The sequence below is a fragment of the Dellaglioa sp. CoH-57-MRSF-21 genome (assembly GCF_056781915.1).
Map to the genome: position 1 here is coordinate 289,655 of NZ_JBXAXU010000001.1, position 24,838 is coordinate 314,492.

25 protein-coding genes are annotated in these 24,838 nt (G+C 36.9%); 21 read left to right on the forward strand and 4 right to left on the reverse strand.

Annotation, left to right across the window (positions count from 1 at the left end; translation table 11 throughout):
• The first annotated feature begins 3 nt into the window (after nucleotides 1-3).
• The 4 genes from AC1RPQ_RS01360 (at nucleotide 4) to AC1RPQ_RS01375 (ending at nucleotide 3,247) form a co-directional block, all read left to right on the forward strand.
• Nucleotides 4-1,071, forward strand: coding sequence for an ABC transporter ATP-binding protein (locus AC1RPQ_RS01360; protein WP_481760924.1), 1,068 nt, complete (start codon nucleotides 4-6; stop codon nucleotides 1,069-1,071).
• A gap of 19 nt (nucleotides 1,072-1,090) precedes the next feature.
• Entirely contained in the window at nucleotides 1,091-2,050 is a 960-nt protein-coding gene (locus AC1RPQ_RS01365; RefSeq protein WP_481760923.1) for an ABC transporter ATP-binding protein, read from the forward strand.
• Nucleotides 2,051-2,302: 252 nt separating this feature from the next.
• Complete coding sequence (locus AC1RPQ_RS01370) at nucleotides 2,303-2,677, forward strand: hypothetical protein (RefSeq protein WP_481762170.1); 375 nt, start codon at nucleotides 2,303-2,305, stop codon at nucleotides 2,675-2,677.
• Nucleotides 2,678-2,896: 219 nt separating this feature from the next.
• Nucleotides 2,897-3,247 carry a hypothetical protein gene (locus tag AC1RPQ_RS01375; protein ID WP_481760921.1) on the forward strand — a complete coding sequence of 117 codons (351 nt, stop codon included), beginning with the start codon at nucleotides 2,897-2,899 and terminating at the stop codon, nucleotides 3,245-3,247.
• A gap of 52 nt (nucleotides 3,248-3,299) precedes the next feature.
• Here the strand turns inward: AC1RPQ_RS01375 and AC1RPQ_RS01380 are convergent, their stop codons facing one another.
• On the reverse strand, nucleotides 3,300-4,742 hold the full coding sequence (locus AC1RPQ_RS01380; protein WP_481760920.1) for an APC family permease: 1,443 nt from the start codon (nucleotides 4,740-4,742) through the stop codon (nucleotides 3,300-3,302).
• Between the two features lie 223 nt (nucleotides 4,743-4,965).
• Here AC1RPQ_RS01380 and AC1RPQ_RS01385 point away from each other — a divergent pair, with 223 nt between their 5' ends.
• Together AC1RPQ_RS01385 and AC1RPQ_RS01390 are read left to right on the forward strand one after the other, a co-directional pair.
• Nucleotides 4,966-5,721 carry an ABC transporter ATP-binding protein gene (locus AC1RPQ_RS01385; RefSeq protein ID WP_481760919.1) on the forward strand — a complete coding sequence of 252 codons (756 nt, stop codon included), beginning with the start codon at nucleotides 4,966-4,968 and terminating at the stop codon, nucleotides 5,719-5,721.
• 22 nt (nucleotides 5,722-5,743) lie between these two features.
• Entirely contained in the window at nucleotides 5,744-7,543 is a 1,800-nt protein-coding gene (locus AC1RPQ_RS01390; RefSeq protein WP_481760918.1) for an ABC transporter permease, read from the forward strand.
• Between the two features lie 50 nt (nucleotides 7,544-7,593).
• Here the strand turns inward: AC1RPQ_RS01390 and AC1RPQ_RS01395 are convergent, their stop codons facing one another.
• A complete protein-coding gene (locus tag AC1RPQ_RS01395; protein ID WP_481760917.1) occupies nucleotides 7,594-8,277 on the reverse strand; it encodes a histidine phosphatase family protein in 684 nt (227 codons plus the stop codon).
• 268 nt (nucleotides 8,278-8,545) lie between these two features.
• Here AC1RPQ_RS01395 and AC1RPQ_RS01400 point away from each other — a divergent pair, with 268 nt between their 5' ends.
• A complete protein-coding gene (locus tag AC1RPQ_RS01400; RefSeq protein WP_481760916.1) occupies nucleotides 8,546-9,277 on the forward strand; it encodes a deoxynucleoside kinase in 732 nt (243 codons plus the stop codon).
• Nucleotides 9,278-9,323: 46 nt separating this feature from the next.
• Here AC1RPQ_RS01400 and AC1RPQ_RS01405 read toward each other — a convergent pair whose 3' ends face one another.
• Both AC1RPQ_RS01405 and AC1RPQ_RS01410 read right to left on the reverse strand, forming a co-directional pair.
• Nucleotides 9,324-9,986: a histidine phosphatase family protein gene (locus AC1RPQ_RS01405; RefSeq protein ID WP_481760915.1), complete on the reverse strand. Its 663-nt coding sequence runs from the start codon at nucleotides 9,984-9,986 to the stop codon at nucleotides 9,324-9,326.
• A 71-nt stretch (nucleotides 9,987-10,057) separates the two neighbouring features.
• Nucleotides 10,058-10,717 (reverse strand): VTT domain-containing protein, encoded by a 660-nt coding sequence (locus AC1RPQ_RS01410; RefSeq protein ID WP_481760914.1) that lies wholly within the window; start codon nucleotides 10,715-10,717, stop codon nucleotides 10,058-10,060.
• Between the two features lie 178 nt (nucleotides 10,718-10,895).
• Here AC1RPQ_RS01410 and AC1RPQ_RS01415 point away from each other — a divergent pair, with 178 nt between their 5' ends.
• The 14 genes from AC1RPQ_RS01415 (at nucleotide 10,896) to AC1RPQ_RS01480 (ending at nucleotide 24,719) form a co-directional block, all read left to right on the forward strand.
• Nucleotides 10,896-11,039, forward strand: coding sequence for a hypothetical protein (locus AC1RPQ_RS01415; RefSeq protein ID WP_481760913.1), 144 nt, complete (start codon nucleotides 10,896-10,898; stop codon nucleotides 11,037-11,039).
• An 87-nt stretch (nucleotides 11,040-11,126) separates the two neighbouring features.
• Nucleotides 11,127-13,418 carry an RNA polymerase recycling motor HelD gene (gene helD, locus AC1RPQ_RS01420; protein WP_481760912.1) on the forward strand — a complete coding sequence of 764 codons (2,292 nt, stop codon included), beginning with the start codon at nucleotides 11,127-11,129 and terminating at the stop codon, nucleotides 13,416-13,418.
• A gap of 62 nt (nucleotides 13,419-13,480) precedes the next feature.
• Nucleotides 13,481-14,401 carry a type I pantothenate kinase gene (gene coaA, locus AC1RPQ_RS01425; RefSeq protein ID WP_481760911.1) on the forward strand — a complete coding sequence of 307 codons (921 nt, stop codon included), beginning with the start codon at nucleotides 13,481-13,483 and terminating at the stop codon, nucleotides 14,399-14,401.
• A gap of 133 nt (nucleotides 14,402-14,534) precedes the next feature.
• Nucleotides 14,535-16,076 carry a glutamine-hydrolyzing GMP synthase gene (gene guaA, locus AC1RPQ_RS01430; protein WP_481761138.1) on the forward strand — a complete coding sequence of 514 codons (1,542 nt, stop codon included), beginning with the start codon at nucleotides 14,535-14,537 and terminating at the stop codon, nucleotides 16,074-16,076.
• Between the two features lie 297 nt (nucleotides 16,077-16,373).
• Complete coding sequence (locus tag AC1RPQ_RS01435) at nucleotides 16,374-17,285, forward strand: abortive infection family protein (protein ID WP_481760910.1); 912 nt, start codon at nucleotides 16,374-16,376, stop codon at nucleotides 17,283-17,285.
• A 17-nt stretch (nucleotides 17,286-17,302) separates the two neighbouring features.
• Nucleotides 17,303-18,265, forward strand: coding sequence for an adenine-specific methyltransferase EcoRI family protein (locus AC1RPQ_RS01440; RefSeq protein WP_481760909.1), 963 nt, complete (start codon nucleotides 17,303-17,305; stop codon nucleotides 18,263-18,265).
• On the forward strand, nucleotides 18,255-19,346 hold the full coding sequence (locus AC1RPQ_RS01445) for a GmrSD restriction endonuclease domain-containing protein (protein ID WP_003588255.1): 1,092 nt from the start codon (nucleotides 18,255-18,257) through the stop codon (nucleotides 19,344-19,346). Before AC1RPQ_RS01440 ends, AC1RPQ_RS01445 begins: the two co-directional genes overlap by 11 nt.
• Before the next feature lie 15 nt (nucleotides 19,347-19,361).
• Nucleotides 19,362-20,144: a hypothetical protein gene (locus tag AC1RPQ_RS01450; RefSeq protein WP_481760908.1), complete on the forward strand. Its 783-nt coding sequence runs from the start codon at nucleotides 19,362-19,364 to the stop codon at nucleotides 20,142-20,144.
• Between the two features lie 211 nt (nucleotides 20,145-20,355).
• Nucleotides 20,356-20,745, forward strand: coding sequence for a hypothetical protein (locus tag AC1RPQ_RS01455; RefSeq protein WP_481760907.1), 390 nt, complete (start codon nucleotides 20,356-20,358; stop codon nucleotides 20,743-20,745).
• An 8-nt stretch (nucleotides 20,746-20,753) separates the two neighbouring features.
• A complete protein-coding gene (locus AC1RPQ_RS01460) occupies nucleotides 20,754-20,948 on the forward strand; it encodes a hypothetical protein (RefSeq protein WP_481760906.1) in 195 nt (64 codons plus the stop codon).
• Nucleotides 20,920-22,395: an FtsK/SpoIIIE domain-containing protein gene (locus AC1RPQ_RS01465; protein WP_481760905.1), complete on the forward strand. Its 1,476-nt coding sequence runs from the start codon at nucleotides 20,920-20,922 to the stop codon at nucleotides 22,393-22,395. Before AC1RPQ_RS01460 ends, AC1RPQ_RS01465 begins: the two co-directional genes overlap by 29 nt.
• A 25-nt stretch (nucleotides 22,396-22,420) precedes the next feature.
• On the forward strand, nucleotides 22,421-23,293 hold the full coding sequence (locus tag AC1RPQ_RS01470; protein WP_481760904.1) for a rolling circle replication-associated protein: 873 nt from the start codon (nucleotides 22,421-22,423) through the stop codon (nucleotides 23,291-23,293).
• A complete protein-coding gene (locus AC1RPQ_RS01475) occupies nucleotides 23,294-23,506 on the forward strand; it encodes a DUF3173 domain-containing protein (protein ID WP_003599276.1) in 213 nt (70 codons plus the stop codon).
• Nucleotides 23,493-24,719, forward strand: coding sequence for a tyrosine-type recombinase/integrase (locus tag AC1RPQ_RS01480; protein ID WP_481760903.1), 1,227 nt, complete (start codon nucleotides 23,493-23,495; stop codon nucleotides 24,717-24,719). The genes AC1RPQ_RS01475 and AC1RPQ_RS01480 overlap by 14 nt, the downstream gene beginning before the upstream one ends.
• The last annotated feature ends 119 nt before the right edge of the window (nucleotides 24,720-24,838 follow it).

Consider the following 24,838-nt stretch of genomic DNA (forward strand, 5'->3'; position numbering starts at 1 on the left):
AAAATGGCAGAAAATATTTTAGAAGTTAACAATCTAGAAATTAATTTTCATACGTATGCTGGAGATGTTAAAGCCATACGTGATGTTAGTTTTCATCTGGCTAAAGGTGAAACTTTAGCAATCGTTGGTGAATCAGGTTCCGGTAAATCCGTTACAACAAAAAGTTTAATGGGATTATTAGCTAATAATGCAGAAGTTATGGGTGGAGAAATTCTTTTTCATGGTGAAGATTTACTTAAAAAATCAGAAAAACAAATGGAAAACATTCGTGGTAAAGATATCGCAATGATTTTCCAAGACCCAATGACTTCTTTAGATCCTACTATGAGAATTGGTAGACAAATTGCTGAACCATTAATGAAGCATAAACATGTAAAAAAAGAAAAAGCAATGGCGCAAGCCTTGGAAATTTTGAAGTTAGTTGGGATTACAGATGCTAAAAAACGCTTTAAGGACTATCCACATCAATTTTCTGGTGGTCAACGCCAACGAATTGTTATTGCGATTTCATTAGTTTGTTATCCAGAAATTTTAATTGCTGATGAACCAACAACAGCTTTAGATGTAACCATCCAAGCACAGATTTTGGAATTAATGAAAGAATTACAAGCAAAAATTGAAACATCAATTATTTTCATTACCCATGATCTAGGGGTTGTTGCTGGTATGGCTAATCGTGTAGCGGTTATGTATGCAGGTCGGATTGTTGAATATGGGACAGTCGATGAGGTCTTTTATAACCCACAACATCCATATACTTGGGGCTTATTGAATTCAATGCCAACACTTGATAGTGAACATCTGTACGCAATTCCAGGTACACCTCCTGATTTATTGGATCCACCAAAAGGGGATGCATTTGCCGCTCGGAATGAGTACGCTATGAAGATTGATACAGAACAACAACCACCATTCTTCGATGTTTCACCAACACATGCAGCAGCTACATGGTTGTTGCATCCAGATGCACCTAAAGTAACGCCGCCAGTTGAAATTCAAAGACGGTATAAAATTTTTGCAAAACAACAAGAAACAAAAATTAAAGCGAATCAAAATTTGGTAGAAAACTAAGGAAGGGGAGCTGAACATAGTGGAACAAAAGAAAAATAAAATTTTAAAAGTCCGTCATTTAAAACAATATTTTAATGTCGGCAAACCAGACGAAGTGAAAGCTATCGATGATATTTCATTTGATATTTATGAAGGCGAGACATTTGGCTTGGTGGGCGAGTCAGGGTCTGGTAAAACAACAACAGGTCGTAGTATCATCAATTTATATGAACCAACTGATGGTAAAATTGATTTTGATGGTGTTGATATTCGTAAAATTAAGTCTAAAAAAGATAAATTACAATTTCGCCGTGACATGCAAATGATTTTTCAAGATCCATATGCATCACTAAATCCACGAATGAAAGTTAAAGATATTGTGGCAGAAGGAATAGATATTCACCATTTAGCTGCCAATGATGAAGCACGTGCGAAACGTGTTGAAGAATTATTAGAAACAGTTGGATTGAATAAAGATCATTCTAGCCGCTACCCCCATGAATTTTCAGGTGGCCAACGCCAACGTATTGGTATTGCTCGTGCTTTAGCTGTAGAACCTAAGTTTATCATCGCAGATGAACCTATTTCTGCATTAGATGTTTCAATTCAAGCGCAGGTTGTTAATTTGTTGAAGGAATTACAAATTGAACATAACTTAACATATTTGTTTATTGCACATGATTTATCAATGGTTAAATATATCAGTGATCGAATTGGTGTGATGCATTATGGTAAGTTATTAGAAATAGCTCCTGCAGACGAAATATATACACATCCTTTACACGATTATACAGCCAGTTTAATCTCGGCCGTTCCTGTTCCTGACCCTGAATTTGAACGTAATCGCATTCCAGTACCATACGATTCGTCAGTTGAGGCAGATGGTAAAAAACGTCGAATGGTTGAAATTTCGCCAGAACATTTTGTTTTAGCAAGTGAAGATGAAATCCCTATGTATAAGGAACGAGCTGCCAATACTTTGGCAGAAGAAGCTGAATAATAAATCAGAAAGATCTTTTCAAGAATTTTTGAAAAGGTCTTTTTTGATTTTAAAAAGGGTGTAAACTATTAATTGTATGAGTATCTTAAATATATTAAAGGAAGTATAAAAATTTTAGGTAATTATGCATAAAATAATGTATACTAGATGTATTAGAATTAGGTAACGACATAACTATTTTTTGATTTGGGAATGAATAAAAGGTTCAACTAAAACGTTATGTGGAACAAAGGGTTTTATATGGTGGGGAGAATGGGAGCACCCAACATGATAGATGATACAGAAGTATATAATGAAGCGTACAAAGAATTACCGTATGATGTACAATTACTTTTTCAAGAGGGGCGTCTCTGCGAAAAAGATAATGATTTAGCCGTATTATTCGATTTATTTATTAAAAGTACAATTAATTTTACTGAATTCTATGGATTTAACGATGATAGAAAGCAGCTATTTGATGAATTGAAACAAAATCCAGAAGAGGCCGCGCAGTTAATTAAGCAATATCGGTATTATCGTAATTGGTTCGAAAAATATCAGGCTAATGTTAATTGTTTTTCGAAATTAAGATTTCTAACTGTCTGTGAATGGTATGATGGTCAACAAGCATATGCAAGTAATAATTAAGAAATGCTATCATACAAGAAATTAAGTAAAAAAAAGTTAGAATATAAAATTAATTTAACTTAAAATGCGAACTTAAAATATACGGCAAGCTTAACAATATTGTTAAGCTTTTTTTGTTTTTATAAGACGCAGAAAAAATTAAAATAGATAACAAGCCAAGTGCTTGTTATCGATGAGAAGGGTGTGGTATATTAATTGCAATTATCGGGGGGTAATCGAATGAGTTTAGGTGAAGGAATAAAAAATGTAAACGCATTACCGTATGATGTGAGGCTATTATTAGAGGAAAGAAATATTCCGGAGAATCAAATGAGTTGGGAAATTATTTCTGATGTGTTTCTTGAAAGTATTGCGACTTACACAGCATTTTATGGATTTAATGAGGATCGTAGAGCGCTATTCAATGATTTAAAAAATGATAAAAATGAGGCCAATCAAATTATAACAACCTATAAAGAATATCGTGAGTGGTTTAAATACTATCACGTTCATTTTGAAAATCTAGAAGATGTGAGGTTTTTAACGATTTGTGAGTCAATAGGTGTAGATGGCATAATAATAAAAGATTAAATTCAAAAACGCTATGACTACTTTTAATTAAGTAGTCATAGCGTTTTTGAATTTAATCTTTAATACCATCTCTTTTACGTTCACGTTCAGCAATCATTGGCATAATGAATCCAAGACCGATAAGAACAACGACACTAATAATATTGATGGCTAACTGGTAGTAGAATAGTGAGCTACCCATCTCGACATCTTGAGGAATAATCCCAAAGACTGTTGCCAAAACAGTAACAACTAAGCACCATAAACCAACAGCGTAAGCTAATTTGTCATTTTTAATGAAGACATATTCTGATGGATATTTAGCACTATTTTTACGGATCTGCATGAAGGCGAAGAAAATCCAACAAGTGACACCTGGTGAAATAATTCCATTCAAGTTCAGTAACCAATTAAAGATTGTATTCATATCTGGCAAGAAGACACCCAAGAAGAGAATGAAGGCACTTAAAGTACAAGTTAAAATGTACCCATTAATTGGTAAACCATCTTTGTTAACTTTAAGTAATTTCTTAGGCATATAACGAGCGCCTGTGTCAGAGATAAGCATGCGAGTCATAGCGTCAAGAAGAACAGCTAGAAGAGCACACATGTACACAATTTGAGTAATAGCGAAGGCATACATTAACCAACTACCCATATGAAATTGATCTCCTAAACGAAGGAATGCGTAGTACGAACCATTCATTTTAAAATCATTAGGAATGTTATGGGCATTGAAGAAAATCCCAAGTGCGAATGAGCCGAAAACTGTTAAGAAGATTGTCATAACGGTTAACATAATCATGGCTTTAGGGAAATCTTTTTTAGGTTTTTTCATTTTTGTGACAAATGGCGCAATTAATTCTGCACCATTAATCGCATAAATTAATAAACCAATTGTTGTGAAATAATGTAAATCAAATTTAGGAATTAGTGTGTGCCAGCTCATATTTGTTGTTGCAATACGACCTGAAGGTGTTAATAATGAGCCAAATGCCATTACAACATATAAAATTGTGAGGATGAACATGGTACCACCACCAATAAGACCTAAAAATTCTAATGAACCTTTGAAGAAACGTTGAACAAAAATGAAACCAACGAAGATTACTAATGTTATTAACGCGAACATAGCTGTTGATAAACTATCTTCGAGTGCATTACTTCCGTTAAATAACCAACCAAAGCCAACAACGACTGAATTAGCGGTATCAACAACGTAAGGAATCGAAGCAGCCCAATAAGTCCATGCCGTAAAGTAACCTAGTTTTTCGCCACGAGTTCCGCGAACCCATGAACTTAAACCGCCACCTTCTGAATTAAAGACGGAACCTAATTGTCCTACCATTAAAGAATAGGGAATTACATATAATAGCAATAAAATGATCCAAGATGTAATAACGCCCATACCTTGATTTTGAAAGTTATAGACGATATCGTCGAAGCCAATAACTGTTACGAATGACATTAATGCCAAAACTGGCCACGATATAAATGTTTTTTTCTCGTTTTCCATAAGTACCTCCCGTGATAAATAACTATGTAAATTAAACTAACAATTTATAAGTATAGTGAACTGACTAATTAATTTCCATGAAAAATTAAATTAATATAAAATGTAATCGTTTTAATGAGAATTAAGTTAAGAATTAACGATAATAAAAATTGCTATTTAATGTGTACTATGTATAATAGTACACATATAGTAAAATGATAAATATAAATGGAGGACTAATAAAATGAAAGAAATAGTTGTAAGCGCAAAAGATGTTAAAAAAGTCTACGGTAAGAATAAAGAGAAGAAAACGGAAGCCTTAAAAGGGATTAATTTTTCTGTCGAACAGGGTGAATTTATTGGTATCATGGGGGCATCAGGATCAGGTAAATCAACATTACTTAACTTATTATCAACACTAGACCAGCCGACTTCAGGACAAATTGAGATTAATAATCAGGATATCTCAATGATGCGTGGCGATAAACTATCAGATTTTAGAGCACAACAAATTGGCTTTATTTTCCAAAGTTTTAACCTGCTAGATAACTTAACGGCAGCTGAAAATATAACATTGCCACTATCATTACAGAATGCGTCTATTTCTAAATATCAAGAACGTATTGATAAATTAACGAAAACACTGGGGATAGATAGTGTTCTTGGACAATTTCCAACTGAATTATCTGGTGGCCAAAAGCAACGAGTTGCAGCAGCTCGTGCTTTAGTCCATAATCCTGCAATCTTATTAGCAGATGAACCAACAGGTGCTTTGGATTCTAAAAGTGCAAAGTCACTCCTATCAACGATGGAAAGTTTAAATAAAAATGATCAAGTATCAATTTTGATGGTGACTCATGACGCTGTTAGTGCGAGTTACTGTCAACGAATTCTCTTTATTAAAGATGGTAAGATTGGTCGAGAATTGATTCAAGGAACGAATACGCGAACAGAGTTTTATCAAGAAATTTTAAATGAACTAGCTAAGAGTGAACAATAATTTTAAGAAGGGAGGAAACAATATGTTATTAAAATTATCCTTAACTGGAATTAAGAGTCGCTTTAAAGATTATCTAATCTTGTTATCAGGACTCATTATGGCTTCAGCAATCTTTTACATGTTTGAAGCATTAGCAACTAATCAAGAATTTATTAAACAAAATGCGACGATAAAATTTGCAGCAATGATTTTCCAAGTAGGTTCTGTACTACTTGCAATTATTACACTGTTTTATATTATCTATGCGAATACATTTTTAATGAGCATGCGTCAAAGAGATTATGGGATGTTCATGATGCTAGGCGCTAAAAAGCGTAAGATTGGGCGCTTAATTTTCACTGAAACTTTAATTATTGGCTTAATTGCAACAGCTGTTGGTATTTTAGTTGGTATTGGACTGACATATGGCGTTAGCCAATTTTTAGTAGATAAAATGGATCTTGCACCGCATTCTTTTCAAGCTTTTTATTTCCCAGCAATCCTAATAACAATGCTTTTCTTCGTTATTCTTTTCATGATTGCTGCTATATTTAATCGACAAAGCTTGTTAAGAACGCCTATCTTAAAATTATTAAATGAAGCAGAACAACCACAAGGTAAAAAGCTAAAATCTTATAATATCTTAATTCAAAGTATCTTAGGATTAGGTTTAATTGCAAGTGGCTATTATTTATTAAGTCATTTAGCACTGTTTCAAATGGCTGGATTTATTGGGTCAGTCGTAACAATTTTGATTGGGACATTTTTAATTTTCAATTCATTATTTAGTGGATTGGTTCAATTATTAAAACGTAATAAGGGATTTTCTGAAAAGCAATTAAATACCTTTTTATTAGGGCAACTTAGCTTTCGATTAGGTTCATTAAATCGGGTTCTAACAATGGTTGCGATGTTATTTGCACTAGCATTAGGCGCAATAACTGTTGGGATGGGATTCTCTGGTGTGGTTGATCAAACAGCTACTTCTACTTCCCCATATGATGTTGTTGTCCAAAATCCATCAACAAAAGAGAAAAAATTACTTAGTCAATTGACTGATAAAAAAGAGTCCATTTATGAAGCAAAAAAAGTTGGTTCTGTCCGTTATTTTAAAAAATCTGACTTTGTGAAATCACCATTGTACACGCTTGATTTCACGGAAACGGGAACGGCTACCGGTAAATTTATTAAAGTTGACCCTGCCAAAATGACAGCTAAAAATGAGGATAATCTATGGGGAAATGCTGTTAGAACTACATTGGAATCCCCTGATATGTTAAATCCAGTACTTGTCTCTGACGCATCATTTTCAGCTGTTTCGGCGAAGACACAACGTATCCATACTGTTAGGTTAGCATCATTTAAAGATAATAAAGAAATCTTAAAAGCATTGAGCGAAGAAATACCTAAAAATCAGTTAGATAATTCATCTTATTTTATGAATAAGTATGTCGTATATCAGTTGGCTAACGGCATTTATGGCGGATTAGAATTCATTGGATTCTTCTTAGGCGTTGCGATGTTGGCAATGTTAGCAAGTGTTCTTATGTTTAAAATATTGTCTAGTGCGGCAACGGATAAAAAACGATATGATTTATTGAACCAATTAGGCGCTAAGCAACGACTAATGAAAAAATCAATTAGGCGCGAAATTGGCATCTTATTCTTCTTACCTGGAATTGTCGGTGTAATCCACGTTTTATTCGGACTACAAATGTTCAAGGAATTAATTCCAGATCCATATTCACATATAACGATTCCATTTATTATTTTTGCAGTTCTCTATTTGGGATATTATTGGGTAACAGTTACCTTATATAAAGGGATGGTATTAAAAAAATAAAAAAGAGGTGAATATTCAGTTTTTAAAACTGAGTATTCACCTCTCTTTATTTAGATGGGTTGTTCGCCAAAATTACCATAATAGCTAACTTCAATTGTATCGTGATGAACGATTAATTTAGTGACGCTACCATTTTTAGGACTAGATGATATATCAATATTAGGTGCGTATCGTGAAACGATACTTCTAATTGCTGTCCCGTGACCAACTAATAGAACGTTGTCATTATTATTTTGGTTAGTGCGTAAAAAATCAAAAGCATGATCATAGCGATTCCAAAATTCTTGGTCATTTTCAGCTAAATTAAAAGGGTCAGCACTTTTTATGAAATCACGTGAGTCTTCGATGGAATATTTTTCAAGAATATCATTGAAGGTTTGACAATTAAAAGGTGTACCAACTGTTTGCATAACAGCTGCAGTATCTTGGCCTTCAAATGAGCCATAATATTCTTCTCTAAAAAGTGCTGTTTCAATTGGTGTTAACTGTGCATTTTCTTCAACATTCGTTTCACTTAAAATATGGCTTAGTGTTTTTTTTGTACGCATTGTGTCACTTCGATAAATGGCATTAAATGATTTATCGCGTAAAAGTTTTCCTGAATGGGTGGCATCGTTGATTCCCTTATCTGTAAGTGGAGAGTCACACCAGCCTTGCATTCTCTGGAAAGAGTTAAAAAAAGTTTGGCCATGACGAACCATATAAACGGTAAATGACATATGAAATCCTTTCATAAATAAATATTTAATTTGTAAATAAAAAAGGTACTTAGAGCTGTCTGGTTTTTGATGAATAGTCTCACTTAATGCATTAATTTTAGAAAAAGAAAAGACTTTTATTTTATTTAATCCAATGTATACTAAATAAACGGAGAATTAAAATATGAGATTATTTATGACTACTAGTAAGATGATACCGAATGAGATATTAATTACAAGTCTAAATCTAATTGTTTTAACTGCATAAATTGTATTAACTATTCAAGAAGGAGTGTTTATTATTTTGATTACGTTGGCTGGTATTATTGGTTCAGGAAAATCTAGTATGACAAAAATTTTATCTGAAGAACTTGGGGTAGAGGCTTTTTACGAACCTGTTACAGATAACCCGGTATTACCTTTATTTTACAAAGGTAACGAAATCGCTGCAAAAAAACGTGAAGCAGGGGATAAGGAAGCAACAAATCCCTACGCTTACTTATTACAAACTTTCTTTTTGAATCGTCGTTTCAGAATGATTAAAGCAGCAATGCAAGAAGATAATAATGTTCTTGATCGTTCAATTTATGAAGATGCTATTTTTATGAAGATGAATACAGAAATGGGTAATGCCACAACTGTTGAATATAACATCTATCAAGATTTATTAGAAAATATGCTTGAAGAGTTACCTTATGCTGCACATAAAAAATCACCCGATTTGATGGTTATGATTAAAGTTTCTTATGAAACAATGGTTAATCGTATTCAAAAACGTGGCCGTGATTATGAACAAATTGAAACTGACCACTCATTGGTTGAATACTATAAAACATTACTTCGCTATTATGAAGATTGGGAAAAAGAATATGACGTTTCTGAATTTTTAGTTATTGATGGCGATAAATACGATTTTGTTGAAAATGAAGCTGATCGTAATATTGTTTTAAATATTATTGAAGATAAATTACAAGAATTAGGTAATTTATCTGAAAAAGAAGTTATCGATTACAAGACACAACGTAAATCAATTTAAACTAAAAGGAGTAACCAATTTTAAAAATTGGTTACTCCTTTTTTATTTAGATTTTATCATCATCGTGATGATTGAAATATTCAACTTTAACTGAATTGTCATCAACGATTAACTTAGTTACACTACCGTTTTTAGGGCTCATTGTAATATCAATTTCGGGTGCAAAATGAGAAACGATACTTCTGATTGTTGTCCCATGACTGACAACTAAAACGTTATCGCCATCTTTAGCATCTTTACGCAATAAATCAAAACCTTTATTACGACGTGCCCAAAAATCGGCATCGTCTTCAGCATCATGGAAAGGATCGATTTCTTTGAAGAAGTCACGTGCCTCTTCAATTGAAAATTTTTGCAAAATCTCAGTGAAATTAGCAGCGCCATGTGGCTTACCAACAACAAACCAAGCTTGAGAAGAATCGGCACCTTCATAGTAACCATAGCCTTGCTCTCTAAGAAACTCAGATGTTGTAACAATTAAATCTGAAGAGTTTTCATTTTCAGATAAAATGTAGTTAGCTGTACGATTTGCGCGGGTTGTATCACTACTGTATGCATTAGCAAACTGAATTTGTGATAATTTTTTTCCAGTAGTGTGGCCGTCGTTAATGCCTTTTTCTGTAAGTGGTGAATCGGACCAACCTTGCATCCGATTATATTTATTGAAAATGGTTTGACCATGGCGAACGAGATAGACTGTAAATGGCATGAGAACCTCCTGAAGTTTATGTGATAGCCCCATTATACGCTAAAGAAAACGATTATTCTAAAAAGCTTATCCTAGAATTTAGCATCAAGTTTTTTTCTAAGTAAAAATTTCGTAAGTTGTACTAACCCAGCTAAGACCACTGGAAGTAATGCTATCCCGGCAATTGAAAGGAAAATAATAGAAAAATGATCCTTAACAAATGGAATTGCGCCGAAGTAGTAACCGACGCCACTTCCAATGGCTACCCAAAGTGAGACGCCAATTAAGTTGAAAATACTAAAATGTCTGTAATTCATTTGAATAGTACCAGAAATAAGTGGCACAAAAGTTCTAATTAATGGGATAAAGCGTCCAAATACGACTGTTTTTGCACCATGTTTTTTGAAAAAACTTTTGGCGATTTCCATCTTTTCAGGGGGGATTCTTTTTTTAAAGAAAGGTAATTTATTTAAATGTCGACCAATTTCAAAATTCACGGCATCTCCAGAGAGTGCGGCAAAAAAGAATATTGGGACTAATACCCGAATATCAATGGTATCTGTTGAGTAGGCGGCAATGGAACTAGTGAAAAAGAGTAGCGACTCACCAGGTAGAAAAGGAAAAACAACAAGACCTGTTTCGGCAAAGATAAGTACAAAAAGAATTAAGTAACTCCAGTTACCTAAAGTCTGGAAAAGAGGTCCTAAATAATTTTCGAAATGGGTGAAGAAAAACCAAGCTTGTTCGAACATTGTCAGGCCCTCCAATCGTTTTAGTCTTACTCATTATATTAAACTGAAATTAAAAAAAAGGCTATTATTTTAACTGATATTTAGCTTTTATTAAGATTTGTCTCACTATAAGAGGTCACCAGTGTTAAACAGGTTTCGATACTGGTATACTAGATATATTAAATTTTTGGAGGTCAATATGACTAGACACACTTTAATTGCAGGAATGACAACTTTAATTGGTCTAATTATTGGGATTGTGATAAGTAAAATTGCTGTCGCAACATTAATTGGATTAGCTGTTGGAATCGTAGTTGACCAATTCCTACCAAATAAGAAATAAGTTCAATTAGTTGCCTATTTGAGTTGATTATAAAAAAATGATACACTATTAGGCCTAATAAAATCATGTAAAGTGGGGTATTGAGAAATGGCTGATGAAATTAAAATCGAAGAACAAGCACATCTTGATGATGTTATTGTTAAAATAAAAGATGCTGAAGTTAAACGTCAAAATGAAATAAAGTACGCTGAAAGTGAAGCACGATCGATTAATGGCGAATTTACAAGTGATGTTCATATCAATACGACAACATACACTGGAATGATTGATACAGCAATGTCTGTTCGTCAGCAACAACAGTTATTAGCTGAACGTGAAACGAGTTGGAAAAACGCAACTTCTCGTTTAGACATTTTAAAGAAATTAGAAAAGAAACCTTATTTTGCACGTTTAAACATTCAAGAAGGAACTAATAAAAAAGAAACAATCTATATTGGCTTGGGCTCTTTTGCTGATCGACCTGAACACTTTATGGTTTATGATTGGCGTGCACCCATATCGAGTGTTTATTACGATGGCGGACTAGGTGATGTCACTTACCAAACTCCTGATGGTGATCAAACAGTAGATGTTTCATTGAAACGTCAATTCGTAATTGAAGATGGCCAAATTGAAACGATATTTGATACTGATGAAGCTGTTGGTGATCAGATGTTATTAGACGTCTTGAATGATTCTGCTGATACAAAGATGAAGAGTATCGTAACGACGATTCAGAAGGAACAAAATCAAATTATTCGAGATGTAAAAGCTGAATTATTATTTGTTCAAGGTGCAGCTGGTTCGGGTAAAACCTCAGCTGTATTACAACGTGTGGCTTACTTGCTGTACCGTTACCGCGGTAATTTAACAGCTAGTCAAGTTGTTTTATTCTCACCTAATCAATTATTTAATGATTATATTGATCAAGTGTTGCCAGAACTTGGTGAACAAAATATGGTTCAAATGACTTATTTCCAATATGCATCAAGACGTTTACCAAATATGCAAGTTGAAACGTTACAAGAACGCTTTGAAGAAGACAATGCGCCTGCTAAAAAACGTATTCAAGTTCTGAAAAATAGTTTGGCATTCTTTAATGCCTCAACTGCTTATTCAGAACATTTGGAACAAGCAGACATGAAGTTCAGAGATATTAAATTCAATAATGAAGTCTTTATTTCAAAAGATAAAATAAAAGGTATCTACTATAAATATAATGAAAATTATCATTTACGGACAAGATTAGAAGCAACACGTGAATCATTAGTTAAATTATTGAATCGTCGAATTGAAGCTGAGGCTAAGTTAGAATGGGTTGAAAAAGCAATTCAAGATATGTCTAAAGAACAATTGAATGATTTGTATGGAGACCAAGACCGCGAATTTGCAAGCGGTGATAAAGAAATGCGTTTCTTAACGCGTACTTTAGTTATGCGCCAATTTACAAGTGTGCACAGAGCAATTGTGCGCAATCGATTCTTAAATATCAGTTCACAATATGTGAACTTTTTACACAATGTGCCTAAGTATCTTAATTTGAGTGACTATAATGTTACTGTAGAAGAATGGCAAGCAGATGTGGCTGAAGTTGTGTCACGTTTAAAAAATCGTCAAATATCGATGCATGACGTTACGCCATACTTATACTTATTTGATCGTATGACGGGTAAGCATGGTGAAACAGATGTCCGTTACGTCTTTATTGATGAAATTCAAGACTACACGGCATTTCAATTAGCTTTCTTGAAGGAAGGGTTCCCAAGAGCTAAGTTTACACTGCTTGGTGATTTAAACCAGGCTATTTTCACAAAAGAAAATAGTAAGAGTTTACTATCAGAATTGGGACATTTATTCCCAGCTGATAAAACCAAAGTCGTGCAATTGACGAAATCATATCGTTCAACACAACAAATCACAGATTTCACAAAAGAAGTGTTGATAAATGGTGAATCAGTGACGTCATTTAACCGACAAGGTGACTTACCCACAATGACTGTGGATAATAATTCTGATAAATTAGTTCACGATTTAGAAAAACAAGTACAACAAAATGTGGATGATCATCTAACAACGGCAATCATCGCTAAATCATTAGCTGAATGTACAGAATTGTATGAACAATTACAAGCCGAGGGCGTGCCAGTTACATTGATTAAAACGGAAAATCAACGTTTGGCCGATGGAACGATTATTGTGCCAGCTTTCCTAGCTAAAGGTTTGGAATTTGATGCGGTTGTTATGTGGGGCGCTTCAAAGATTAACTATCATGAAGAAGACGAGCGTCAATTAGTTTATACGATTTGTTCAAGAGCAATGCATCGACTAACTGTTTATGCTGAAAAAGAATTATCACCATTATTTGACCATGTTTCAAAAAGTTTATATAGTTTAAAATAAGCTATGGAAGAAATGACCTATTGCGGAAACTGATAGGTCATTTTTATTAGAGGATTGTTAAAATGGATAAACAAATGAATTATTATAAAATTCCAAGGGATGAATGGCGTGGCTTTTATAAAACGAAACAGATTGATTTGTCACAACAAAAATTGAATGAAATTCAATCTGTTAATGATAAGATATCAGTTCAAGATGTGCAGGAAATTTACATGCCATTGGTTCATTTATTAAATATGACATTGTTGGGTAAGCAAGATTTGCAATCAAAAAAAGCAGATTTTCTAGGAATTAAAGATCAAAAATGGCCTTTTGTGATTGGAATTACGGGTAGTGTTGCAGTGGGTAAAAGTACAACGGCACGTTTGTTGCAATTATTACTCACAGCGTTATACCCAACAAAAAAGGTTCAAGCAATTACAACGGATGGCTTTTTATATCCTAATGAAACACTAATTCACCAGAATATCTTGGACCGTAAAGGTTTTCCAGAAAGTTATGACATGGAAAAACTAATTCTATTTTTAAACGACGTGAAAAGTGGTCTGAAAACTGAAGCACCAGTATATTCACATGATAGTTATGATATTGTACCTGGAATGGTACAAACAATTAATCAACCAGATATTTTGATTGTTGAAGGGATTAATGTTTTACAATTACCAAGTAACCAACAATTGTATGTTAGTGATTTCTTTGATTATTCAATTTATGTTGATGCTGATGCTGACTTAATTGAAAAATGGTATTTGGAACGTTTTGGTGTTCTTTTGAACACCTCTTTTCAGAAACCTGGAAATTACTATTATGATTATGCGATTGGTAACCACGATGAAGCATTTAAGTTGGCACGTAATGTCTGGAAAACCGTGAATTTAAAGAACTTACAAGAGTTCATTTTACCAACCAGAAATCGTGCTGATCTTATTTTAGAGAAGACAGATGAGCATCGAATTAATACCGTTTATTTACGCAAATATTAGAAAATAGAGATATTTTCACAGATTTTCATGAAAATTAAATCAAACGATTGACCAAGTGGGTTTCAATCAGTAGAATAGACGTAATAAGAAACTAAAAAATATGAAGAGGTGACTATTTTTGGCCAACGTTAGCATGCAAGATTTCGACAAAATTATCGTTCTTGATTTTGGTAGTCAATATAATCAATTAATTACTCGTCGTGTACGTGAATTCGGAATTTATTCTGAATTGTTATCACACAAGATTAGTGCAGCCGAAATAAAAGAGATTGCCCCTAAAGGTATCATTTTTTCTGGTGGCCCAAATAGTGTTTATGATGAAGATGCACTCAGAGTAGATCCTGAAATCTTTGAATTAGGTATTCCTATCTTAGGTATCTGTTACGGTATGCAACTAATGGCATATACAATGCCAGGTGGTAAAGTTGAAAGTGCAGATAACAAAGAATATGGTAAGGCTGAAATTGAGGTTACTAATCCAGAAGGAACTTTATTCAAAGGATTACCAGCTGAACAAACAGTTTGGATGAGTCATGGTGACTTAGTAACAGAAGTTCCTGATGGTTTTACATCAGTTGCAACTTCTGTTAACTGTCCTATTTCTGCAATGCAAAATCTTGATAAGAAATTCTATGGCCTTCAATTCCATACTGAAGTTCGCAACACTGAATTTGGGGATGACATTTTACGTCGTTTCGCATTTGATGTTTGTGAAGCTGAAAGTAACTGGTCAATGGCTGATTTTATTGATTTACAAATTGCTAAAATCCGCGAAACTGTTGGTGATAAAAAAGTCCTTCTTGGTTTATCAGGTGGGGTTGATTCTTCAGTTGTTGGTGTTTTATTGCACAAAGCAATTGGTAACCAACTAACAAGTATTTTCGTTGATCATGGTTTACTTCGTAAAAATGAAGCTGATCAAGTTATGGAAATGCTTGGCGGTAAATTTGGCTTGAATATCATTAAAGTTGATGCTCAAGAACGTTTCTTAGGTAAATTAGAAGGAATTTCTGATCCTGAAACGAAACGTAAAACAATTGGTAATGAATTCATCCGTGTCTTTGATGATGAAGCTACTAAGTTAAAAGGAATTGACTTCTTGGCTCAAGGAACACTTTACACTGATGTGATTGAATCTGGGACAGATACTGCCCAAACAATTAAATCTCATCATAATGTTGGTGGCCTTCCTGATGATATGCAATTTAGCTTAATCGAACCATTGCGAACATTATTCAAAGATGAAGTTCGTGAACTTGGCGAAAAAATGGGTATGAGTGAAGAATTAGTATGGCGTCAACCATTCCCAGGCCCTGGTCTTGGAATTCGTGTTCTTGGTGAAATTACTGAAGAAAAATTAACAATCGTTAGAGATAGTGATTTAATTTTACGTGAAGAAATTAAAAATGCTGGTCTTGATCGTGAAATCTGGCAATACTTTACTGTCTTACCGGGCATTAGAAGTGTTGGTGTGATGGGCGATGGACGTACTTATGACTACACAGTTGGTATCCGTGGTGTTACTTCAATTGATGGTATGACTGCTGATTTTGCTAGAATCCCTTGGGATGTCTTACAAAAAATCTCAGTCCGTATTGTAAACGAAGTCGCACATGTTAACCGCATCGTGTATGATATTACGAGCAAGCCGCCTTCAACAATCGAATGGGAATAGCGATGTAGGCCAATTTGAGCTAGAAAGAGTGATACAGAGGCATTTTGGATTTGCTCAAGGCAGCTCAAACTCCGCCAACTCCGCCAAAAAAATATGGTGCTCCGCCGAAACTCCGCCTAATTATGGTGGACAATCAATCGAAAACTCATTTAAGACTGCTAGAACTTACTTGGTTCTGGTGGCCTTTTTTAGTCTGGCGGAAAAATGAACTTGCGAGAATACACAGTAGAGTGCTTGGTATTTATGGGCTTAGGATATATAATTAAATAAGTTATTAATACTGTGGGGGGAAAGGCATTGGAGTCAGAAAATTTTGAATTACTGGAAAACACAGATATTACAACTTTCTTGATTGACCGACCGTGGATAACTTACCGAACAAATGCAGATCTTGACGCTCTGGGATCCAGATTTGGTTCTCCAAATCCAGAAGGTTCAAACAGATTACGCCGAATGAGTTCGATAATCAGTGCAACTCATGCAAATGATCGAACGGCTTCTTTATTATCGTTTCTATTTTCACCAGCACAGTTGCGACCGGTGATTAATGAGTATCTTTCTGGAAGTCAGTTTTCGCAACTGAAGGAAATTGATAACTTTATTCTGGAAGGCCTTACTGGTGATGAATCTAAGGACATCCTGATTGTAGCAGACGCAATTAAGCAGCGCGTAATCAGAGAGATAAACGCCATTCTTCTCTACAGCAACTTAAAACTCGTATCTAGTGGTAATTCGTGGGAAATTATCGCAGCAGATGAGAATGTAAAAGTCCTCGTGCCGATCAAGAGGATCAATTCAGGATACATTTCAGAGTTGTTGGCGCAGGGACAAGATGACTTGCAGGATAATGATTTTGACAGCGTAGTTACAAAGGCTAGAACACTTATCGAAGAGGTGTTTCTTCAAATATTGTCCGATAACGACGTAAAGTGTAAGCGTAATGGCGATATTGGTCAATATCGTAATTTGGTGGTTAAAACATTGGGAATGAGACCTTCTCGGGAGTGGAATCCACGTATTACGAAAATGATTAGTCACTTAAATGGAATCACCGATTTAATCGCAGAAATGCGCAATAAAGATGGCGATGCACATGCTAGCAATGAACGAGTAAAAATTCAGGCAGCAGAGGCGGAACTACTACTCAATACGTCTGTTAGTCTGGCTACCTACTATCTCAGAGTCAATGACAGACATGTACAGAGATAAAATAATAAATTGGAGTAATGAACGTGAAAAAGCAAACAAACAGTAACCTTCATGTATCACGTGCTGGAAAAACAGATGAGTTTTATACTAATATTTCAATGATTGAAAACGAGCTACGCCATTATCGTGAGTATTTCAAGGATAAGGTTGTGTTTTGTAATTGTGATGATCCAGCCATCAGTAATTTCTGGAAATACTTTCAGATTAACTTTTACATGTTAGGCCTAAAAAAACTAATATCTACGCACTATGAATCCGACAAACCCAGTTATAAATTGGAAATAATTAGACAAGATGACAAGATTGGACAACTTGCATTTTTACCGGATTACGTTGAAACACCACTAACTGGAGATGGCGATTTTCGAAGTCCGGAAGCAATTCAGTTACTTAAAGAAGCCGATATTGTCGTAACCAATCCCCCTTTCAGTCTATTTACTGATTACATCGCACAGTTAAGAGCTTTTCACAAAACATTCCTAGTGATTGGTAATCTCAACGCAATTACCTATAAAGAGGTACTGCCTTTAATTATGGCCAACGAAATTTGGCTAGGGTACAATTCTGGACACTTTTGGTTTAAGGTACCTGAAAGCTATGAGGCGAAGAAAACGGATTTCAAGATTGATGAAAATGGACAAAAATGGCGGAGAATGGGAAACATTTGCTGGTATACCAACTTAGATACGACACAACGTCACGAAAAGCTGACAATCTTCAAGAACTATTCTCCAGAGATATATCCAAAATATGATAACTATGATGCCATTGAGGTATCCCGTGTTGCGGATATTCCTTGTGACTACTTTGGTGTCATTGGTGTGCCAATTACTTACATGACGCGGTACAATCCAGATCAGTTTGAAATTGTTGATGTAAAAAGTTCAGGGCTTTTGTTGACTAAAAAAGATGGCACCGTTAAATCAATGTACAAGAGAGTGTTAATTCGCAACAAGGGAGGCCAAACGCATGCAAATTGAGAAAAAGGATATTCCAGTAAGCCAAATCGTAAACGGATATGTAGATTCCGATGAAGATGGTGTATATGGATATGACGGAAAATTAAATATTCGTCCGGCCTTTCAGCGTGAATTCGTCTACAAACCTAAGCAACGTGATGAAGTTATTAATACCGTCCGCAAGGGGTTCCCACTGAATGTTATGTATTGGGTTGTTGCAGAAGATGGACACTATGAAATTTTAGATGGACAGCAGCGAACAATCTCAATATGTCAATTTGTACAGGGTGATTACTCCATCAATTTCCAGTACTTTCACACGCTCACACAGGAAGAACAGCAGCAAATATTGGACTATCCTCTGACGGTTTATATTTGTACTGGTACAGATCGAGAAAAATTGGATTGGTTCAAAGTGATCAATACTGTTGGGGAACAGCTTACTGCACAAGAACTTAGAAATGCAATCTATACGGGGCCATGGTTGACAGATGCCAAGAAGTACTTTTCGAAATCACAGTGTCCCGCATATCAGATTGGCGGCGACTATTTAAATGGTTCTGCTATTCGACAAGACTTTTTGGAAACCACACTCAAGTGGATCTCGTCGAAACAGGATATTGAGCTTGAGGAGTACATGGCGCAGCACCAGCACGATGAAACGGCAATCGAACTGTGGCTATACTTTCAAAACGTAATTAATTGGACAACCTCTATTTTTCCTAACTATCGTAAGCTGATGAAGGGGATTGAATGGGGGTTTCTATACGATACTTATCATGAGAATACGTATAATCCGGCTACGCTCGAAGCTAGAGTTAGCGAGCTGATAGAGGACGAGGATGTTACCAAGCAGAAGGGGATATTTGAGTACGTGCTTGGCGGGCCAGAGCGCGTATTATCAATTCGGGCATTTAAGCCTAAGGACAAGCGAGCAGCATACGCAAAACAGAATGGAATCTGTCCGGTATGCGGCAAGCATTTTGAGTACGACGAGATGGAGGGCGATCATATTACTCCTTGGTCTCAAGGTGGGCATACAGTACTCTCCAATTTGCAAATGCTGTGCAAAGACGACAATCGAAAAAAATCCGGAGTATAATGCCAAGGAGCTAATATGGTACGAATAGATATGAGCACTGTAGCCGCGAGGGAAAAAGCATTCGGCGAATATGGAGATACGGTCTGGTTTATCTACAGGGTGTTTTCAGAAAGACTCAAGCGGCGTATGAAGGAGCAGGGCGTATCCAAATATCAAACTGCTGGGTTCAAGAATGCAAAAGAGTATAATGAGGCTCCAAGTTACCAACACGAAGTAAGTTATTCGATGGTTGACTCCATAACCGCACCTATTCCCCGATTGGATACGCGTCAGAATCCTTATCTAGTGCCTTCTTCCAAGTACTATCTACGATTTGTAGATACCTTGAATTTTAAGGATGTGTATGAGTGCATTTGGGGGTCTAATTATGAAATTAGAAACTATCTGCCTAATGTATTTGAGTCAGTGTGTAATGAAGCGCAATTCCAAAATAACCGACTAGGTAGCCTTATTAATGATATAAAGCAGACACAGCCTCTTAGGATTCCGAACAATACGATTCAACAAATATATGAAGGAATAAAAAGCGACTTGCTGAATGAGTGGGACAAATTCACAAGAGTTCGGAATCAAGAAACGAAAATAGCGACAGTAATTGACTTCGAAAGTAGTGCTGATAACGAAAGCATTGCCGCAGGAATCCCACTAATAGATAAGATTGATTCTGGCGGTGTCTCGAGAGAAGGGTTAGGTGAGGTTCTCGAACTTAAGCAACTTGGTGAACCATTAAAAAGATTTGTTGATTATCGGGTAACACCGCTGATAATGAATCGGTTTCTCCAACAAATATCAAAATAGTCACTTAGGGCGAAGTTTTAAAAACTTCGCCTTTTTTGATACACATCTTTTCCGATACGTCAATACCCGGTTTTTCGGGTGTCAAGACATTGGCGAAGCCTGATATATATATTGGGCGTAATTGAAGATAAGATGTAGTCAATCAAAGGCCTTTGATAAAAGTTAGTCTATTAAAACTGTGTTGGATGTTTATCCAGAAAAGGAGAAATGCATGAAACTAGCCAAGGTCAAACTTTCAGAAGTTGAAATTAGCAACGTTGAGAAGCCAAAAGCAGCTCGCGTGGTATCGGTATCAAAAAGTCCGCGCTACGCAGATAACGGTGATCCAATCAACGGATCGGTCGCAAAGGTAGTATGCCACATAGTAGATGCTGAACTTGCCAAAACATTGGAGAAATCTGGCGACGGGGTAGAGGACTTAAAGACGTATGCACTGGAACTTGTTGGGGATGAGAAGGATCTGCTGGAAATTTCTGAGGCAGAACTTTTGGGCACAGAGATTGAATTGAAAGACGCCAAGGTAATGCTTAAGTGGAGCGCGGGGCGTACTAGTGGCTGGCGTGACGTGAAGCTTGTTATGAATATTAGCGATGGGAAGTAGGCGTAGGTATGAGTGAAAAAAAGAAGCTATCTGTTTGGGCGTACTTGAATGAAGCTCAATATTGTCTCACGAACCGTGACGCATTCGATGTTAAAAGAATTGAGTCTTTGATTGCAGCTGCGTACAGAATTTTTACCGGCCAGCAAGTAGGAGACTTTGAAGAGGAGTTCTTGAATGATAAAAAACGCAAGGGAAACAATTAGCAGATTTTTGCCAGTCTCTACGCATACTGCGAAGCTGAGCATCTATGAATCCATTGATGAGGTTGATCAACGCAAGCAGGTACGGTCAAGATTATTGTTTAAGGTCTGGGCATGTGTTACAGTGCTAATCATTCTCTGGAGCTGCGCTAAGTGGACGTGGGCTAAAATAATTGGCCAAAAATCGGAATTAGATCTATGGCCAATTATCCTGATGCTTGGACTACTTGGAGTAGTTGTGTCTCTTGCTGGGGCTTGGAGATATCTCCACAGTAGATATTCGCCAGTTGAACGTTGGAAGATGGAACGTTTGCTTTGGCAATTTTCGGAAAACGTTAATTTGATTAAGCAAGGCGTGACTGGCCATGTCGCATACGTAAGATGGGGATATGTGGTCTCGAATGATGAAGTTAAGATCACGCTACTAACGGGTGGCCGTGTCAGCTCGGATTTCGAAGCGGATATTGGACGCCGCCTGGTTGCATTCCTCACCAAGGAGACGACAGCTTACTGGGAAATTCGTGATAAGAAGTCTGGAAACGGCATTATCGAAATTAACCTAACTCACAATAAGGATGAGCGAATTACAATCAACCGTTTGGACGCGTTGCAGACAAGCGAAAAGATCAATATTCAATTGACTGGCAGAATGTCGCTAACATCTAAACAGCCGATGGGGTTGATAGTCGGTCCAACAGGAACGGGGAAAACTAGTTTGCTAAAGGGCCTGATTATATCCTTCTTGGTAAATAATCCCGATAATGTCGTGTATACGATCGATGGTAAGGCAGCGTTCTTGGGTCAGTCGATGAAGCGTATTGGTAAGGTTGCCATGAATACGGAAGAGGCAATTCAGCTCGTTGACGAATTGTGCAAAATCATGGATCAGCGATACAAGGAGCTAAATGCAGATCCCGATGATGAGCGGGATATTACGCATTGCGAAAAATTTCATCAGGGTACGATTCTCCTTGTTGTCGATGAGCTACTGTCGCTGGTTGCAAACATGAAGGCTGAGGATCAGCAGAGGAAAACAGCCGACAAACTATATCCCCAATTCAACGCCAAACTGTTGTCCTTGATTACAAAGGGACGGCAGAGTTCTATCTCGGTTATTGTAGCGGGGCAAATGATGCCTGCGTCTGCGCTCCCAACAGAGGCCAGGAGTTCGCTAGGGATGCGGATCAGCTTAGGTAGAACGTCGCCTCAGCAAGCTCAGGAGGTGTTTGGAGAGAGTCACCATGATTTACCGTTAATTGATGCAAAAGAATTTGGTGGTGTCATTTGGCTGGATGGTTTGAATTGGGATGGGCCAAAAGCATTTTTACCGCCAAAATATGATGAAGATAAACTGCCGTTTAAAGCAACACTTACAATGCTTGCTGGTAGGCGTGGCGGTGGCGGAACGCCACAAGCTGCGACTGCCAGCGAGGACTTGCCTGTTACTTGACATACAGGCAAGATAAGCTGAAAAAATGAGCAAGAATAGCGGTGAGTATGAGTACAACGCCAAAGTTATTACATTTGAAGATCATATCGAAATTGTGAAATATGGCGTGCCAAGGGTTCACAAATCTCCAAAATTATTGAAAAATCCAGAGTCGAATATGCCTATAAATGTGTCATATAGTGATGAAACCCAACTCGTGCAGCAGGCATTTAGGATTAAGAGAAAGGTGAAATACTATCTAGAGGCAAATTCGTTCAATTTGTTTTGGACGCTTACGTTTGATGACTCGAAGGTGAATGCAAAGAACTATGAGTATGCACGAAGGCGGCTGCGTGCTTGGTTGAAGTATCAGCGCGAAAAGTTCGGTAGGTTTGACTACCTATTTATTCCTGAACTTCATCCTTCATCGGGTAGAATTCATTTTCATGGCGTTACTGGCGGACTTGCCCCACCTTTAACGCCTGCACGTTACCCCAAGAGTCAGCGGCTAATTAAGAAAAAGGGATTGCAGATATACAATGCAGATAGCTGGGAAAAGGGTTTTAGTACGGTAAGCCATATTGCCGACAAGCGTAAGGCAGCTAACTATATTACCAAATATATAACTAAAGAACTTCTACAAATACCGCACGCATATCATCAACCACGGTACTTTGTGAGCCATGGACTAAAGCAGCCGACTGTGGATTACTGGGATCTAGATGAAAGTTATTTCGCAATTTTTAGACCGAATTTTGTTGTTGGGCACTTGGACAGCCCAGATAGTGCGCTGGAAACAGATGTAGCAATTTACCAGATTGATATTACGAGCGATGGCAAGTTAGCGCAGGACAACGATATAAAGACCGTCTGGAAACTAAAAAATACGGTCGATTTTGGGAATGGAGGAGGCCCTTGAATGGAAAACAACACGGTTACGAAGAAAGACCTGATATCGCTTGGTTATCGTGAGAATACTGCTGCTGAATTAATTAGACAAGCAAAGCGGAGCATGGTACAACAAGGATATGAGTTTTATACCAATCGGCGCCTAGGTCGGGTACCGGTTGCAGCGGTTGAGGCAATTATTGGAGCATCCATTCGAAAGGATGCAGACGATGCCAAAGACTAAGTTCGCTGGTGTATACAGTGGCCAAAATGGCCGCTACTACTATGATATACAGTTGGGGGTGGATGAAAGTACCGGAAAAAGAATCCGGAAAAAGAGTCAAAAAGACGCGGATGGCCAGTTGTTCAAGTCAGCGACTGCTGCGCACAGGGAAGTTGTACGACTGAAAGCAGAATTTGATCGCGAGAGCGGCCATACCGTCTATGCGTTAACCTATGGCGTGTACATGCGAAAATCGTATATTCCTGCATACCAAGCTAGCGTACAAAAAGAAACGTTTGAAACGCGTAAGACTTCATTAAACGTCTTCGTACAAAAATTTGGAGATATAGAATTACGAAAGCTAGATGTTAGGCAGGTTCAGGGCTTTAGGAACTGGCTGCTTACAGATGCTGGTTACTCACAGAGCTATGCAAGTTTGGTCTTTGGTATGTTTCGTAAATCGCTGGATTTTGCGGTTGAGATGAATTACTTACCTAGTAATGTGTCAAAGCGTGTTAAGGCGATACCTAAGGGACGTGCTACGGTGCCGTATTGGACTAAGAGTGAGTTTCAAGCTGTACTAAACCAGATTTGTACTAGCGACTACTACGAACACCTGAACTTTGTCATGCTGTATGTTTACTTTATGACGGGTGTTCGTGTTAATGAGGGGATGGCGCTACAATGGGCGGACGTGGACTTCACGCATGCACAATTACGCGTTACTCACATGCTGGTAATCAAGACCAAACAAAATTGGGAACGGCATGACTACACTAAAACTGATAGCGGTTTGAGAACTATCTCCATAGATCGGGATACTTTGAAGGTGCTCCGTGTTTGGAAAAAACGTCAAACTCAGAATGGTTTTGGTAAGCAGGATGATTTTGTCTTTAGCTATGACGGAAGCCCGATGCTGAAATCAACGCTCATGCGGATAATCCATCGGTACGCCAAGTTGGCCAATGTTCACCCGATACAAGGGAAAGGACTTCGGCATAGTCATGCTAGTTACTTGATTAATGAGTTCAATGTATCAGTGCTTGTTCTGTCTAAACGGCTGGGGCACTCATCCCCGGAAATTACGTTAAGGCACTATGCGCACATGTATGTTGGTGCAGATAAGGAACTAGCACAGATGATGTCAGGTCATATAACCTATGCAGCACCAAAGGAATCTAAGGTGAAGTTTAATGGTAATCAGACTGTTGCTCCGCCGCAGCTCCGCCAATGAATAATAAACTGGCATAAATGCCGTTGTAACAACGATTGTAATCGACCGTTATAATTGAATGGGAATAAGCTTAAAAATGATAATCCTTTAGTATAAGGATTATTTTTTTTGCATGAAAG